The sequence below is a fragment of the Streptomyces sp. B1866 genome (assembly GCF_031932565.1).
Lineage (GTDB): Bacteria > Actinomycetota > Actinomycetes > Streptomycetales > Streptomycetaceae > Streptomyces.
In genome coordinates this window covers 1-14,200 of record NZ_JAVSCF010000168.1, presented here as the reverse complement: position 1 = coordinate 14,200, position 14,200 = coordinate 1, and the positions used below count along the sequence as shown (strand labels likewise).

General features: G+C 74.3%; 14 protein-coding genes. 12 read left to right on the top strand and 2 right to left on the bottom strand.

What is annotated here, in order from left to right:
- Positions 1-1,769 (bottom strand): elongation factor G (locus RKE29_RS20515; protein WP_312006947.1); only part of this gene is annotated, 1,769 nt, incomplete at its 3' end.
- 303 nt (positions 1,770-2,072) lie between these two features.
- Here RKE29_RS20515 and pgsA point away from each other — a divergent pair.
- The 3 genes from pgsA to RKE29_RS20500 are packed head-to-tail and all read left to right on the top strand — an operon-like array spanning position 2,073 to position 4,809.
- Positions 2,073-2,741, top strand: coding sequence for a phosphatidylinositol phosphate synthase (pgsA, locus tag RKE29_RS20510; protein WP_312006946.1), 669 nt, complete (start codon positions 2,073-2,075; stop codon positions 2,739-2,741).
- Positions 2,738-3,652 carry a phosphatidylinositol mannoside acyltransferase gene (locus tag RKE29_RS20505; RefSeq protein ID WP_312006945.1) on the top strand — a complete coding sequence of 305 codons (915 nt, stop codon included), beginning with the start codon at positions 2,738-2,740 and terminating at the stop codon, positions 3,650-3,652. The genes pgsA and RKE29_RS20505 overlap by 4 nt, the downstream gene beginning before the upstream one ends.
- Positions 3,649-4,809 (top strand): glycosyltransferase family 4 protein, encoded by a 1,161-nt coding sequence (locus RKE29_RS20500; protein ID WP_312006944.1) that lies wholly within the window; start codon positions 3,649-3,651, stop codon positions 4,807-4,809. Before RKE29_RS20505 ends, RKE29_RS20500 begins: the two co-directional genes overlap by 4 nt.
- A gap of 42 nt (positions 4,810-4,851) precedes the next feature.
- Here RKE29_RS20500 and RKE29_RS20495 read toward each other — a convergent pair whose 3' ends face one another.
- On the bottom strand, positions 4,852-5,397 hold the full coding sequence (locus RKE29_RS20495; RefSeq protein WP_312006942.1) for a hypothetical protein: 546 nt from the start codon (positions 5,395-5,397) through the stop codon (positions 4,852-4,854).
- Positions 5,398-5,618: 221 nt separating this feature from the next.
- Between RKE29_RS20495 and pdxS the strand changes: the two genes are divergently transcribed.
- The 9 genes from pdxS to secF all read left to right on the top strand — a co-directional run.
- Entirely contained in the window at positions 5,619-6,542 is a 924-nt protein-coding gene (pdxS, locus tag RKE29_RS20490; protein ID WP_312006940.1) for a pyridoxal 5'-phosphate synthase lyase subunit PdxS, read from the top strand.
- Between the two features lie 153 nt (positions 6,543-6,695).
- Positions 6,696-7,328 (top strand): pyridoxal 5'-phosphate synthase glutaminase subunit PdxT, encoded by a 633-nt coding sequence (gene pdxT, locus RKE29_RS20485; RefSeq protein WP_312006939.1) that lies wholly within the window; start codon positions 6,696-6,698, stop codon positions 7,326-7,328.
- A 31-nt stretch (positions 7,329-7,359) separates the two neighbouring features.
- The gene (locus RKE29_RS20480; protein ID WP_312006938.1) at positions 7,360-8,112 is read left to right on the top strand and encodes a YebC/PmpR family DNA-binding transcriptional regulator; all 753 of its coding nucleotides are present in this window, start codon (positions 7,360-7,362) and stop codon (positions 8,110-8,112) included.
- A 141-nt stretch (positions 8,113-8,253) separates the two neighbouring features.
- Positions 8,254-8,787, top strand: a complete 534-nt coding sequence (gene ruvC, locus RKE29_RS20475; protein ID WP_312006936.1) for a crossover junction endodeoxyribonuclease RuvC — start codon at positions 8,254-8,256, stop codon at positions 8,785-8,787.
- The gene (gene ruvA, locus RKE29_RS20470) at positions 8,784-9,401 is read left to right on the top strand and encodes a Holliday junction branch migration protein RuvA (RefSeq protein ID WP_312006935.1); all 618 of its coding nucleotides are present in this window, start codon (positions 8,784-8,786) and stop codon (positions 9,399-9,401) included. The genes ruvC and ruvA overlap by 4 nt, the downstream gene beginning before the upstream one ends.
- A gap of 49 nt (positions 9,402-9,450) precedes the next feature.
- Positions 9,451-10,527 (top strand): Holliday junction branch migration DNA helicase RuvB, encoded by a 1,077-nt coding sequence (gene ruvB / locus RKE29_RS20465; RefSeq protein WP_312006934.1) that lies wholly within the window; start codon positions 9,451-9,453, stop codon positions 10,525-10,527.
- A gap of 180 nt (positions 10,528-10,707) precedes the next feature.
- Positions 10,708-11,211 carry a preprotein translocase subunit YajC gene (gene yajC / locus RKE29_RS20460; RefSeq protein ID WP_312006933.1) on the top strand — a complete coding sequence of 168 codons (504 nt, stop codon included), beginning with the start codon at positions 10,708-10,710 and terminating at the stop codon, positions 11,209-11,211.
- A gap of 145 nt (positions 11,212-11,356) precedes the next feature.
- Complete coding sequence (gene secD, locus RKE29_RS20455; protein WP_312006932.1) at positions 11,357-13,111, top strand: protein translocase subunit SecD; 1,755 nt, start codon at positions 11,357-11,359, stop codon at positions 13,109-13,111.
- A gap of 3 nt (positions 13,112-13,114) precedes the next feature.
- Positions 13,115-14,200, top strand: a 1,086-nt coding sequence (gene secF / locus RKE29_RS20450) for a protein translocase subunit SecF (protein WP_312006931.1), incomplete at its 3' end; no start/stop codon positions are given.

Genomic DNA, 14,200 nt, shown 5'->3' with positions numbered 1-14,200 from the left:
TTCTCGACGGACGGGATGAACTGCCGGGGCACCGCGCCGCCCACCACCCGGTCGTGGAACTCCAGGCCCGAGCCCTCCGGCAGCGGCTCCACCTCGATCTCGCACACCGCGTACTGGCCGTGCCCGCCGGACTGCTTGACGTGCCGGCCGCGCCCGGCGGCCGGGCCGGCGAACGTCTCGCGCAGCGCCACCCGGTGCGGCACCAGGTCGACCCGCACGCCGTACCGGGTGCGCAGCCGCTCCAGCGCCACCTCCAGGTGCGCCTCGCCCAGGCACCACAGCACGGTCTGCCCGGTGTCCTGGTTGGACTCCAGGCGCATGGTGGGGTCCTCGGCGACCAGCCGCGCCAGGCCCTGCGACAGCTTGTCCTCGTCCGCCTTGCCGTGCGCCTCGACGGCCACCGGCAGCAGCGGCTCGGGCATCGGCCACGGCTCCATCACCAGCGGCCGGTCCCTCGCCGACAGGGTGTCGCCGGTCTCCGCGCCGGCCAGCTTCGCCACGCACGCCAGGTCCCCGGCGATCGCCCGCCCCAGGACGCGCTGCCGCTTGCCGAACGGCTCGGACAGCGCGCCCACCCGCTCGTCCGTGTCGTGCGGCTCCCGGGTGCCGAACGGGCCCCCGTCGCCGCCCGGCCCGTGCCCGGACACGTGCACCGTCTCGTCCGGCCGCAGCGTCCCGGAGAACACCCGCACCAGGGACAGCCGGCCCACGTACGGGTCGGAGGAGGTCTTGACGACCTCGGCGGCCAGCGGCCCCTCCGGGTCGCAGGCCAGCTGCGGGCACGGCCCGCCCCGGACCGCCGCCACCGGGGGCGTGCGCCGCTCCAGGGGGCTGGGGAAGCCGCCGGTGATCAGCTCCAGCAGCTCGACCGTGCCCAGCCCGTGCCGGGCGCCCTCCGCGGCGGGGGCCGCGGTCAGCACCGGGTGGAAGGTGCCGCGCGCGACGGCCTTCTCCAGGTCGGCCGTGAGCGTGCCGGTGTCGATCTCCTCGCCCGCCAGGTAGCGGTCCATCAGGGTCTCGTCCTCGCTCTCCGCGATGATCCCCTCGATGAGCCGGCCGCGGGCCTCCTCGATCAGCGGCAGCAGCTCCGGGCCGGGCGGCCCCGCGCGCCGCTCGCCCGAGGCGTAGTCGGCCACGCGCCGCGTCAGCAGGCCGGCGAGCCCGGTCACCGGCGCCTGCCCGTCCGGGCCCGGCGCGCCGCGCACCGGCAGGTACAGCGGCAGCACCGCGTCGGGGTCGTCGCCGCCGAAGGCCGCCCGGCACGCCCGCGTCACCTCCTCGAAGCCGCCGCGCGCGGAGGCCGCGTCGACGTGCGTGACCACCAGGGCGCGCGGCATGCCGACCGCCGCGCACTCCTGCCACACCGCGCGGGTCGCGCCCGCGACGCCGGTGGCGTCCTGGGCCGCCGAGACGACGAAGAGGGCCGCGTCCGCCGCCCGCAGACCGGCCCTCAGCTCCCCGACGAAGTCGGCGTACCCGGGGGTGTCCAGAAGGTTGATCTTCACCCCGTCCCACTCGACGGGGACCACGGACAGCTGCACCGAGCGCTGCTGCCGGTGCTCGATCTCGTCGTAGTCGGACAGGCAGCCGCCGTCCTCCACCCGGCCCGCGCGGCTGACCGCCCCGGTCGTCTGCGCCAGGGCCTCCACCAGCGTGGTCTTTCCCGCGCCGCTGTGGCCGACCAGCACCACGTTGCGTATCGCCTCGGGCCGGCCGGCCCCCACCGCCCTGCCCGCGGCCCCTGGGTGCGTGTTCGCCTTGACGCCCATGTGTCCCGCCTCCCGGTCGCCGACACCTGCGATACATCGAGCTTTCCACCGTGTCCGTGACTCGTCCATACGTCGCACACCGGACGCGCGCGGAGCCGCTCACCGGGTGTACGAACGCCGCACACCGGGCGTACCGGGCGAGTGCGCGGCGGCGTCGCCCGGCGTGGCTACGATGGGCCAGCCGGTGGACCACGGAAGGTCCGGCCGGTACCCGTGCGCTGGGCGGGGACGGCCGAGTCGGCAACGAGACGGTTCCCTCGGCGGCCCGCTGCCCGCGCGGCCCGTTCGACCTTCGGGAAGGCCATGCTGAACAAGTACGCGCGTGCGTTCTTCACGCGTGTTCTCACACCGTTCGCCGCGCTGCTCATCCGCCTCGGGGTCAGCCCCGACGCGGTGACCCTCGCCGGGACGGGCGGGGTGATCGCGGGCGCGCTGGTCTTCTACCCCCAGGGCGAGTTCTTCTGGGGCACGGTCGTCATCACCCTGTTCGTCTTCTCCGACCTGGTCGACGGGAACATGGCCCGCCAGCTGGGCCGCTCCAGCCGGTGGGGGGCCTTCCTGGACTCCACGCTCGACCGGCTCGCCGACGCGGCCGTCTTCGGCGGGCTCGCCCTGTGGTACGCCGCCGGCGGCGACGACACCGTGCTGTGCGCGGTGGCGATCTTCTGCCTTGCCAGCGGCCAGGTGGTGTCCTACACCAAGGCCCGCGGCGAGAGCATCGGCCTGCCGGTGCGCGTCAACGGCCTGGTCGAGCGCGCCGAGCGGCTCGTGATCTCGCTGATGGCCTGCGGCCTGTCCGGGCTGCACGCGTTCGGCGTGCCGCACATCGACATCCTGCTGCCGGTCGCGCTGTGGGTCGTGGCCGCCGGCAGCGCCGTCACGCTCGCCCAGCGCGTGGTGACCGTGCGCAAGGAGGCCGCCGAGGCGGACGCCGCCGCCCCCGCCGTGCCCCACGGCGGTGAGGTGCGGTGAGGGACCGGCTGGCCGACGCCCTGTACGGCCTGGGCTGGGCCGCGGTCAAGCGGCTCCCGGAGCCCGCGGCCGCCGGGCTCGGCCGGCGCGTCGCCGACGAGGCCTGGCGGCGGCGCGGCCAGGGCGTGCGGCGGCTGGAGGCCAACCTCGCGCGCGTCGTGCCCGGCGCCTCGCCGGAGCGGCTGCGGGAGCTGTCCCGCGCGGGCATGCGCTCGTACCTGCGCTACTGGATGGAGACCTTCCGGCTGCCGGCGTGGAGCCAGGAGCGGATCCGCTCCGGCTTCGACCCCGAGGACGTGCACCACCTCACCGACGGCCTCGCCTCCGGCCGCGGCGTGATCCTGGCCCTGCCGCACCTGGCCAACTGGGACGTGGCGGGCGCCTGGGTCACCACCCGGCTCGGCGTGCCGTTCACCACCGTCGCCGAGCGGCTGCGGCCGGAGTCGCTGTACGACCGGTTCGTGGCCTACCGGGAGAGCCTGGGCATGGAGGTGCTGCCGCACACCGGCGGCAGCGCCTTCGGCCGGCTGGCCCGGCGGCTGCGCGAGGGCGGCCTGGTGTGCCTGGTCGCCGACCGGGACCTGTCCGCCTCAGGCGTGGAAGTGGCGTTCTTCGGGGAACCCGCCAGGATGCCCGTGGGGCCCGCCCGGCTCGCCGTGCAGACCGGCGCGCTGCTGCTGCCGGTCATTCTCTGGTACGACGACTCGCCGGTGCTCCAGGGCCGGGTGCACCCGCCGGTCGAGGACCCCGGCGAGGGCACCCGCGCGCAGCGGGCGGCGGTCATGACCCAGCGCCTCGCCGACGTCTTCGCCCAGGGCATCGCCGAGCACCCGGAGGACTGGCACATGCTCCAGCGGCTGTGGCCGACCGACCCGGCCCCCGGCGGCGGGCAGGAGGCGGGACGGCGGTGAGGATCGGCATCGTGTGCCCGTACGCGTGGGACGTGCCCGGCGGCGTGCAGTTCCACATCCGGGACCTCGCCGAGCACCTGATCCGGCGCGGGCACGAGGTGTCGGTGCTCGCCCCCGCCGACGAGGGCACGCCGCTGCCGCCGTACGCGGTGTCCGCGGGCCGCGCGGTGCCCGTGCCGTACAACGGCTCGGTGGCCCGGCTGAACTTCGGCTTCCTGTCCGCCGCGCGGGTGCGCCGCTGGCTGCACGACGGCCGCTTCGACGTGATCCACATCCACGAGCCCACCTCGCCGTCGCTCGGCCTGCTGGCCTGCTGGGCCGCCCAGGGCCCGATCGTGGCCACCTTCCACACCTCCAACCCGCGCTCCCGGGCCATGATCGCCGCGTACGCGATCCTCCAGCACGCGCTGGAGAAGATCAGCGCGCGGATCGCGGTGAGCGAGTACGCGCGGCGCACCCTGGTGGAGCACCTGGGCGGCGACGCCGTCGTCATCCCCAACGGCGTCGACGTGGACTTCTTCGCCCGCGCCGAGCCCCGCCCGCGGTGGCAGGGCGGCACGATCGGCTTCATCGGCCGTATCGACGAGCCCCGCAAGGGCCTGCCGGTCCTCATGCGGGCCCTGCCGGCGATCCTCGCCGAGCGGCCGGGCACCCGGCTGCTGGTCGCCGGGCGCGGCGACGAGGAGGAGGCCGTCGCCGGCCTGCCCGCGCCGGTGCGCGCGCGGGTGGAGTTCCTGGGGATGGTCGGCGACGAGGACAAGGCGCGGCTGCTGCGCAGCGTCGACCTGTACGTCGCGCCCAACACCGGCGGCGAGAGCTTCGGCATCATCCTGGTGGAGGCCATGTCGGCGGGCGCGCCGGTCCTCGCCAGCGACCTGGACGCGTTCGCGCAGGTCCTGGACGGGGGAGCGGCCGGGGAGCTGTTCGCCCGGGAGGACGCCGACGCGCTGGCCGCGGCCGCCGTCCGGCTCCTGGGCGACCCGGACCGCCGCGCCGAGCTGCGCGAGCGCGGCAGCCGGCACGTGCGCCGCTTCGACTGGTCGGCCGTCGGCGCGGACATCCTCGCGGTCTACGAGACGGTGACCGACGGCGCCGCCTCGGTGGCCGCCGACGAGCGCACCGGCCTGCGCGCCCGCCTGGGCCTGGCCCGCGACTGACCGCCCGCCGGACCCGCCGCGGTACGGGCCGTACGCGCGCGCTCAGTGGCCGACCCGCTCCAGCAGCGCGGACGGGGGCTCGTCGTCCATCTCGAACGCCATCGGGAACGGCGCGTGGCCGGCGAGGCGGAACCAGCGCACCTTCCGGTGCCGGCGCAGGGCGCGCGACGCCCCCACCGCGTCGTTGTGGAACCGCCGCGCCATCGGCACCCGGCGCACCGCCTCGGTCAGCTCCCGCAGCGCCTGCTCGCCGCCCGGCGCCTGCCGGACCGCATCGACCTGCTGGCTCTCGGCGAACACGGCGCGCAGCGCCTGGCTCAGCTCGCTCTCGGCGACCTCCCGCTGGTCGTCGTCCGTCTGCCGGGCGGCGTGCGCCGCCTGGTACAGGACGATCGAGGCGGCCGGGTCGAGCACGCCGGCCGTGGCCAGCTCCTGGGCGACCGAGGCACGCCGCAGCAACTGCGCGTCCAGCGCCGCGCGCGCCGCGTCCTGCCGGCTGTGCAGCCGGTCCAGCCGCCCCGCGGTCCAGCTCAGGTAGAGGGCGACGAGAACCAGGACGGTCGGCACGAGCCAGATCAGGGTGGTCACGGCGGCACACAGTACCGGCCGCCCGGCCCGCTCCGGCGCCGTGCGACCTGCCCGCGCGCGGGCCACCGGCCCCGGATTGGCCCTTGCCGCCCGCCGCCGCCCCGGGGTTGGGTGGACCGGCCGCCGCGGGCCCCGCCCGCCGGGCGGCCGGTCCATCGGCAGGTATCGAACGGGCCTACGATGGGCTCATCGGTCTATTCGTCATCGAGTGAGGTCAAACCGTGTCCGTCCCGTCCCCCAGCGCCCCTTCGTCCTCCCAGAGCGCCGCGACCGGCACCGCGCGCGTCAAGCGCGGCATGGCCGAGCAGCTCAAGGGCGGCGTGATCATGGACGTCGTCACGCCGGAGCAGGCGAAGATCGCCGAGGACGCCGGCGCCGTCGCGGTCATGGCCCTGGAGCGGGTGCCCGCCGACATCCGCAAGGACGGCGGCGTGGCCCGCATGTCCGACCCGGACATGATCGAGGGCATCATCGGGGCGGTCTCCATCCCGGTGATGGCCAAGTCCCGCATCGGCCACTTCGTCGAGGCCCAGGTGCTCCAGGCGCTCGGCGTGGACTACATCGACGAGTCCGAGGTGCTGACCCCGGCCGACGAGGTCAACCACAGCGACAAGTGGTCCTTCACCACCCCGTTCGTCTGCGGCGCCACCAACCTGGGCGAGGCGCTGCGCCGCATCGCCGAGGGCGCGGCCATGATCCGCTCCAAGGGCGAGGCGGGCACGGGCAACGTGGTCGAGGCGGTCCGCCACCTGCGGCAGATCAGGGGCGAGATCGCCCGGCTGAAGGGCCTGGACCACCACGAGCTGTACGCGGCGGCCAAGGAGCTGCGCGCGCCGTACGAGCTGGTCGCCGAGGTCGCGGAGCTGGGCAAGCTGCCGGTCGTGCTGTTCTCCGCGGGCGGCGTGGCCACCCCGGCCGACGCCGCGCTGATGCGCCAGCTCGGCGCGGAGGGCGTCTTCGTCGGCTCCGGCATCTTCAAGTCCGGCGACCCGGCCAGGCGCGCCGCGGCCATTGTGAAGGCCACCACCTTCTACGACGATCCGAAGATCATCGCGGACGCCTCCCGCGACCTCGGCGAGGCGATGGTCGGGATCAACTGCGACACCCTCCCCGAGGCCGAGCGGTACGCCAACCGCGGCTGGTGACCCGCGCGGCCCCCGGCGCGCCGGGGGCCGCCACCCGCCGCCCCACCACCCGGACCTGCCCGCCGCGCGGCAGACCTTCGTACACCCGCTTCAGGAGAGCGGTGCTCGAAGGCGCCGCCGGGACGGGTACGCGACACCCAGAGGTGACCCCCCGTGTCCACCCCCGGCACTCCGACCGTCGGCGTGCTCGCCCTCCAGGGCGACGTCCGCGAGCACCTGGCCGCCCTGACCGCGGCCGGCACCCGGCCCCGCCCGGTCCGCCGCCCCGAGGAGCTGGCCGGCGTCGACGGCCTGGTGATCCCCGGCGGCGAGTCCACCACGATCTCCAAGCTCGCCGTCGCCTTCGGCCTGATGGAGCCGCTGCGCGCCCGGGTGCGGGCCGGGCTGCCGGTCTACGGCACCTGCGCCGGCATGATCATGGTCGCGGACAAGATCCTCGACGGGCGGGAGGACCAGGAGACCGTCGGCGGCGTCGACATGATCGTGCGCCGCAACGCCTTCGGCCGGCAGAACGAGTCGTTCGAGGCCGCGGTCGACATGGCGGGCGTCGAGGGCGGCCCGGTCGAGGGCGTGTTCATCCGCGCGCCGTGGGTGGAGTCGGTCGGCGCGCGGGCCGAGGTGCTGGCGACCTACGCCGGGCACGCCGTCGCCGTCCGGCAGGGCCGCGTCCTGGCCACGTCCTTCCACCCCGAACTGACCGGCGACCACCGCGTCCACGCCCTGTTCGCCGCCATGGTAAGAGCGGCCCGGGGAGACGATGCCGGTAGGATCGCTCACGATCGGTGAAGCACCTGGGTTACGCGAAGGAGACAGGCGGATGTCCGGCCACTCTAAATGGGCTACGACGAAGCACAAGAAGGCCGTCATCGATGCCAAGCGCGGCAAGCTCTTCGCGAAACTGATCAAGAACATCGAGGTGGCCGCCCGCACCGGAGGGGCCGACCTGGACGGCAACCCGACGCTCTTCGACGCCGTGCAGAAGGCCAAGAAGCAGTCGGTGCCGAACAAGAACATCGACTCGGCGATCAAGCGCGGCGGCGGCCTGGAGGCGGGCGGCGTCGACTACGAGACGATCATGTACGAGGGGTACGGGCCGAACGGCGTCGCGGTTCTCGTCGAGTGCCTGACCGACAACCGCAACCGCGCCGCCTCCGACGTGCGCGTCGCCATGACCCGCAACGGCGGCTCCATGGCGGACCCGGGCTCGGTGTCGTACCTGTTCCACCGCAAGGGCGTGGTCGTCCTGCCCAAGGGGGACCTGTCCGAGGACGACGTGCTCGGCGCCGTGCTGGACGCGGGCGCCGAGGAGGTCAACGACCTCGGGGAGAACTTCGAGGTCATCTCCGAGGCCACCGACCTGGTCGCGGTCCGCACCGCGCTGCAGGACGCCGGCATCGACTACGACTCGGCCGAGGCCAACTTCGTCCCCACCATGCAGGTGGAGCTGGACGAGGAGGGCGCGCGCAAGATCTTCAAGCTGATCGACGCGCTGGAGGACAGCGACGACGTGCAGAACGTCTTCGCCAACTTCGACGTCTCCGACGACGTGATGGCGAAGGTCGACGCCTGACCCGGCCCGCCCCGCGCGGCCAGGGCCGCGCTGTCAGTGGCAGCCGCTAGCCTGCGAGGCACAGCGACGGGCGGGCGAGCGGGGGAGCCACGTGAACGGCAGGCGTGACCGGCGTACCAGAGGTACGGGGAGGGGGCGGCTGTGCGCGTGCTCGGCGTCGATCCGGGGCTGACCCGCTGCGGCATCGGGGTGGTCGACGGCTCCGCCGGCCGCCCGCTGCGGATGGTCGCCGTCGGCGTCGTACGCACTCCCGCCGACAGCGACCTCGGCCGCCGCCTGGTGCTCATCGAGCAGGGCGTGGAGGAGTGGCTGGAGGAGCACCGGCCCGACTGCGTGGCCGTCGAGCGGGTCTTCAGCCAGCACAACGTCCGTACGGTCATGGGCACCGCGCAGGCCAGCGCGGTGGCCCTGCTGTGCGCGGCCCGCCGCGGGCTGCCGGTCGCCCTGCACACGCCCAGCGAGGTCAAGGCGGCGGTCACCGGCTCGGGCCGGGCCGAGAAGGCGCAGGTCGGCGCGATGGTCACCCGGTTGCTGCGGCTGGCGGCGCCGCCGAAGCCCGCCGACGCAGCCGACGCCCTGGCCCTGGCCATCTGCCATATCTGGCGGGCCCCGGCCACCAGCCGCCTGGAGCGGGCCGTGGCCGCCCACCTCTCCGCGAAAGGCCGCACACGATGATCGCGTTCGTCTCGGGCCCGGTGGCGGCCCTCGCCCCCACCACCGCCGTGATCGAGGTCGGCGGCGTGGGCATGGCCGTCCAGTGCACGCCCGCCACGCTCGCTCGGCTGCGCGTCGGCGAGCCCGCGCGCCTGGCCACCTCCCTCGTCGTACGCGAGGACTCCCTGACCCTCTACGGCTTCGCCGACGACGACGAGCGGCAGGTCTTCGAGCTACTCCAGACCGCCAGCGGCGTGGGCCCCCGGCTGGCGCAGGCCGTCCTGGCCGTCCACCCGCCGGACGCGCTGCGCCTCGCGGTCGCCACCGGCGACGAGAAGGCCCTCACCGCCGTGCCCGGCGTGGGCAAGAAGGGTGCGCAGCGGCTGCTGATCGAGTTGAAGGACCGGCTCGGCGAGCCCGTCGCGGCCCGGCCGCGCCCCGGCGCCGCCCCGGCGGCCGCGGGCTGGAGCGAGCAGCTGCACGCCGCCCTCGTCGGCCTCGGCTACCCGGCCCGCGAGGCCGACGAGGCCGTCGCCGCCGTCGCCCCGCAGGCCGAGGCCGCCGCCGGGCCGAACGGCCCCGCGCTGGCGCCCCTGCTGCGCGCCGCCCTGCAGACCCTGAACCGCACCCGCTGACAGCCCCGCCGCACCACCCGACCCCACTCCCGAAGGCAGCGAAGAACCGATGAACCGGGACGACACCCCCACCGGCACCGCGCCGGGCGAGCGCCTGGTCGACGCCGGCCCCGGCGGCGAGGCCGAGGACCAGGCGATCGAGGCCGCGCTGCGGCCGAAGGACCTGGCGGAGTTCATCGGGCAGGAGCGGGTCCGCGAGCAGCTGGACCTGGTGCTGAAGGCGGCCCGGCAGCGCGGCGGCACGGCCGACCACGTGCTGCTGTCCGGCGCGCCCGGCCTCGGCAAGACGACTCTCTCCATGATCATCGCCACCGAGATGGGCGCCCCGATCCGCATCACCTCGGGCCCGGCCATCCAGCACGCGGGCGACCTGGCCGCCATCCTGTCCTCCCTCGCCGAGGGCGAGGTGCTGTTCCTGGACGAGATCCACCGCATGTCCCGGCCCGCCGAGGAGATGCTGTACATGGCCATGGAGGACTTCCGCGTCGACGTCGTCGTCGGCAAGGGCCCCGGCGCCACCGCCATCCCGCTGGAGCTGCCGCCGTTCACCCTGGTCGGCGCGACCACCCGGGCCGGCCTGCTGCCGCCCCCGCTGCGCGACCGGTTCGGCTTCACCGGCCACATGGACTTCTACAGCCCGGCCGAGCTGGAGCGCGTCATCCACCGCTCGGCCGCGCTGCTGGACGTGGCCGTCGACCCGGAGGGAGCGGCCGAGATCGCCGGCCGGTCCCGCGGCACGCCGCGCATCGCCAACCGCCTGCTGCGCCGGGTGCGCGACTACGCCCAGGTCAAGGCCGACGGCGTGATCACCCGCGAGATCGCCGGCCGGGCCCTGCGGGTGTACGACGTGGACGCCCGGGGCCTGGACCGGCTGGACCGGGCGGTGCTCACCGCGCTGCTGAAGCTGTTCGGCGGCGGCCCGGTGGGCCTGGGCACCCTGGCGGTCGCCGTGGGGGAGGAGCGGGAGACCGTGGAGGAGGTCGCCGAGCCGTTCCTGGTGCGGGAGGGACTGCTGGCCCGCACGCCGCGCGGCCGGGTCGGGACGCCCGCGGCCTGGGCCCACCTCGGGCTCGTACCGCCCGGGCAGGGCGGCGCGGCGGGGCAGGGGGACCTGTTCGAGGGGTGACGGCACGGAAAGCGGGCGCCCGGCGGAACCCGGGTGACATGCTGGGCGTTGTTCCATAGGCGCGGGCTCGCTTAGACTCCGCCGATGCCCGCCCGTATGCCGTTCATGCCGGTGGGCGGCATATCCATCCCGTAGACCAGGCCGCGCACCCCGCGGTCGCGCGAAGGAATTTCTCGTCCCGTGAATATCGTGACTCTCCTGCCGTTCGTCGTGCTCATCGGGGCCATGTTCCTGATGACCCGGTCGGCCAAGAACAAGCAGCGCCAGGCCGCGGCCATGCGTGACCAGCTTCAGCCGGGCACCGGCGTGCGGACGATCGGCGGCATGTACGCCACGGTCAAGGAAGTGCACGAGGACGCGCTCCTGCTGGAGGTGGCCCCGGGCGTGCACGCCTTCTACGCGAAGACCGCGGTGGGCGCCGTGCTGGAGGACGCCGAGTACAACCGGATCGTGCACGGCATCGACCCCGATGACGCCGACGCCGGGGAGGACGCCGACGCGCACGCGGACGACACGCGGACCGCGGACGCGGCCGGGGACGGCGCCCCCGTCGTTCCGGACGACGCCTCCTCGCTGGTCGACGACGCCCCCGCCGGGACGCGGGAGGCGAAGAAGACCGACCTCGGCAAGGCGGACGCCGCCGACGAGGCCGGGCGGCAGGACGGCGGCTCCGACGCGAAGTAGCCGGCCGCCGGGGACCGCGCGGCGCCGGTCGGTGCGCCGCGGCTCCCCGACCGTCTAGGCTCCGGTGGGGGCACGCCCCCGCACAACTCGGTGGCCGCCCGGCGCGCACCCGGCGCGCGGCGGTCGGACAGGGAGAAACGAGAAGGTGGCAGCACCGAAGAAGGGCCGCAGGTCCCCTGGGGCACAGGGCAGGCCAGGGCGCGCCCTGGCCGTGATCCTGATCGCCATCGTGGCGCTGACCGGGGGAATGTTCCTGTCGGGGCACACCACGCCGCGACTGGGCATCGACCTCGCGGGCGGCACGAGCTTCACGCTGGAGGCCAAGAACCAGCCGGGCAGGCCCAACGCGATCAACTCGGGCAACATGAAGACCGCCGTCAACATCATGGAGCGGCGGGTCAACGGCCTCGGCGTGTCCGAGGCCGAGGTGCAGACGCAGGGCGACCGGCACATCATCGTGAACATCCCCAAGGGGACGAACGCGAAGCAGGCCCGTGACCAGGTCGGCACCACCGCCCAGCTCTTCTTCCGCCAGGTGACCGTCGCCGCCGACGGCCGGGAGGCGCCCGACACCGGGTCCGGCGACTCGGCGAAGGACAAGGACGCCGCGAAGGACAAGGACGCCGCGAAGGACAAGAAGAAGGACGCCAAGGACGGCGGCGCCAAGGGCGGTGCCTCGAAGAGCCCGACGCCCAGCCCCACGGCCACCACCCAGGGCCGCGCCGTCACCGACGGCCTGAAGGCCGGCGCGAAGCCCGCTGCGGCCAAGGCCGACCCGCCCTCCGCGGACGACCTGACCAAGCAGCTCGCGGCCCTGGACTGCACCACCGCCGCGGCCCGCTCCGCCGCCGCCAAGAAGGTCGCGAACGCGAACCCCGACGTGCCCGTCGTCGCCTGCCAGAGCGACGGTGCGAACAAGTTCATCCTGGGCCCGGCCAAGATCCGCGGCACGGACGTGGACGACGCCGAGTCGGTCTTCGACCCCCAGAACGGCGGCTGGATCGTCCAGATCGACCTCACCGGCAAGGGCGGCAAGAAGTTCGCCGACGTGACCGAGGACCTGGCCGGGCAGAGCCCGCCGCAGAACCGGTTCGCGATCGTCCTCGACGGCCAGGTGATCTCCGATCCCCCCGAGGTGAACAACCCCATCCCCGGCGGCAAGGCGATCATCTCCGGCGGCTTCACCCAGGGCAGCGCCGACGACCTGGCCAACGTGCTGTCCTACGGCGCGCTGCCGCTGTCGTTCGACATCGTGGACGAGACCACCGTCTCCGCCGCGCTCGGCAGCCAGCAGCTCCAGGCCGGCCTGATCGCGGGCGCCATCGGCCTCGCGCTCGTGGTCGTCTACCTCGTCCTGTACTACCGGGGCCTGTCCCTGGTGGCCATGGCCAGCCTCGCGGTCTCCGCGATCCTCACGTACGCGATCATGGTCCTGCTCGGGCCCGGCATCGGCTTCGCGCTGAACCTCCCGGCCGTCTGCGGCGCGATCGTCGCGATCGGCATCACCGCCGACTCCTTCATCGTCTACTTCGAGCGCATCCGGGACGAGATCCGCGAGGGCCGCTCGCTGCGCCCGGCCGTGGAGCGCGCCTGGCCGCGGGCCCGCCGCACCATCCTGGTGTCCGACTTCGTGTCGTTCCTCGCCGCGGCGGTGCTGTTCGTCGTCACGGTCGGCAAGGTCCAGGGCTTCGCCTTCACCCTGGGGCTGACCACGCTGCTCGACGTCGCCGTGGTCTTCCTGTTCACCAAGCCCCTGGTGACGATCCTCGCCCGCGGCAAGTTCTTCGGCGGCGGCCATCCGTGGTCCGGACTGGACCCGGCCCGCCTGGGCGCCAAGCCGCCGCTGCGCCGCCGCCGCGGCGTTCCCGAACCGGCCACCGCCGACACGAAGGAGGCGTGAGCGATGTCGCGACTCGGTACCCTCGGCGCCCGGCTCTACCGGGGCGAGGTCGGCTACGACTTCGTCGGCAAGCGGATGCTCTGGTACGGCATCTCCATCCTCATCACCATCACCGCCGTCGTCGGCCTGGCGGTGCGCGGCCTGAACATGGGCATCGAGTTCTCCGGCGGCGCGGTCTTCACCACCCCGAAGTCGAGCCTGTCGGTCTCCGAGGCCAAGAGCGTCGCGCAGTCCGCCTCCGGCGGGCACTCCGCCATCGTGCAGCGGCTCGGCCACGACAGCCTGCGCATCCAGATCAGCGACCTGGACACCAAGGAGGCGCAGCCGGTCCAGGAGGCGCTGGCCAAGGAGATGCACGTCGCACCCTCCAAGATCAACACCCAGCTGGTCGGCCCCAGCTGGGGCGAGGAGATCGCCAACAAGGCATGGAAGGGCCTGGCGATCTTCATGATCCTGGTGGTGATCTACCTCGCCATCGCCTTCGAGTGGCGGATGGCGCTGGCCGCGCTCGTCGCCCTGATCCACGACCTCACCATCACCGTCGGCGTGTACGCGCTCGTCGGCTTCGAGGTCAGCCCCGGCACCGTCATCGGCCTGCTGACCATCCTCGGCTACTCGCTGTACGACACGGTCGTCGTCTTCGACGGCCTGAAAGAGGCGTCGAAGGACATCACCAAGCAGTCCCGGCACACCTACAGCGAGCTGGCCAACCGCAGCCTCAACAGCACGCTGGTGCGGTCGATCAACACCACGGTCGTCGCCCTGCTGCCGGTGGCCGCCCTGCTGTTCATCGGCGGCGGCCTGCTGGGCGCGGGCATGCTCAACGACATCTCGCTCGCCCTGTTCGTCGGCCTCGCGGCCGGCGCGTACTCCTCGATCTTCATCGCCACCCCGCTGGTCGCCGAGCTCAAGGAGCGCGAGCCGCGGATGCGGGCCCTGGCGCAGCGGGTGCGGGCCAAGCGTGCGTCGGCCGCGGCCAAGGCCGAGGACGCCGCCGCGCCGCCGGACCCCGCCGACGACGGGCCCGGGCAGGCCGAGACGGCCGCCGCGGGCGTGGCCGGCCGCGGCGGGTCCGCCGCCCGGCCGTCC